Raw genomic sequence first — 1,338 nt, 5'->3', positions numbered from 1 at the left:
AATCTGCTGAAGGCGGTCGGCAAGAGCAAGAAATGACGGCACCGACCGGCGCTGTTTTCGGCACGATAGGCGCGCTGGCGGCTTTTCCGCTCAGGCTGGCTGCGCGGGAAGTGGAACGCCAGCACGGCCAGCTGCGGCGCGGTATCACCAGGCGCACCACGCATGTCGTCTTCGGCCGGACACTTCTCGCCAGGGCAGGCCTCGTCAAAAACGGCGATGCCGGGATCGAGCGCAGTGTCGCCGCCGAGCGCGCGGCCGGTCGAACGCTGATCAGCGAGAACGGATTCCTGCGCCTTCTCGGACTGATGAAGACACCGGAGGCGTCTTCGCTGTCGCGGCAATCGCTGATCGATCAGTCGCGGCTATCAGGCTCCGACCTCGATTTTTTGTCGCTGTTCGATGCGTTCGAGCATGACACAGAACCTTATTCCTTCCGCGACCTGATCCTGGCGCGCAAATATGCCGGGCTCATCGCCGGCGGCGCGACATGGGCGGCGATCGCGCGCTCCGTCCACCGCTCCGGCCCGGTGGCGTCGCTGACCGCCAAGTCGCTCAATGTCGGCTCGCAGCATGGGCGCGCCGACGCGATCTATCTCGAAGGCGGCCAGAGCGAACTCGATGGGCAGTTGCTGTTCGATCTCGGAACAGCCGGGGCAGAGGGTGACGACACGCTGGAGGAGCTGTTCGCCGAGGCGGAAGCGGCGGAGGAGCAGGGCGACCATGATGGGGCCGCCGCGCTCTACCAGCGCTGTCTCGCCATCGATCCGAGCGATGCGATTGCCGCCTTCAACCGCGCCAACTGCCTGCGCGCCGGCGGCCACGCGGTGGACGCCGCGCATGACTATATCAATGCGATAAAACTCGACCCGGCCTTCGTCGAGGCGTGGTTCAACCTGGCCGGACTGATGAGCGAGCAAGGTCGCGAAGCCTCGGCGCGAAGGCACCTGCAGAAGGCGATCGCGCTCGACAAGACCTATGCCGATCCGGTGTTCAACCTTGCGAGGTTGGAGTTCGACGCGGGCAATCTGCTAGAGGCGCGGCAGCTGTGGGTGCGCTATCTCGAACTCGACGCGGATTCGGAATGGGCGCGGGTTGCAGCCAAGGGCGTGCAGTTCGTGGATCTGCAGCTGGCGCGGACGGCGGGGTGAGCATGATTGGCAAAGGCCGCCATGACAGCCAATCTCCCCCCTTGCGGGGGAGATGTCCGGCAGGACAGAGGGGGGCGCTGTCCCGCCAACAGATCGGCCAATTTTGGCGCGTGTTCCCGCACGCAAGCATGACCGAAGGCTGGCATTCCTTCACGCCCCCCTCTGCCCTGCCAGGCATCTCCCCCACGAG

The 1,338-nt window shown here is 65.5% G+C and carries 1 protein-coding gene; it reads left to right on the top strand.

The features are described from left to right. Positions 1-32: 32 nt before the first annotated feature. Complete coding sequence (locus EN964_RS34815) at positions 33-1,148, top strand: tetratricopeptide repeat protein (RefSeq protein WP_127269166.1); 1,116 nt, start codon at positions 33-35, stop codon at positions 1,146-1,148. Positions 1,149-1,338 lie beyond the last annotated feature (190 nt).

Origin of the sequence: Mesorhizobium sp. M7A.F.Ca.CA.001.10.2.1, from assembly GCF_003998575.1 — a bacterium.
Lineage (GTDB): Bacteria > Pseudomonadota > Alphaproteobacteria > Rhizobiales > Rhizobiaceae > Mesorhizobium.
The sequence above is the reverse complement of the archived record's forward strand: the minus strand, read 5'-3'. Positions and strand labels throughout refer to the sequence as shown.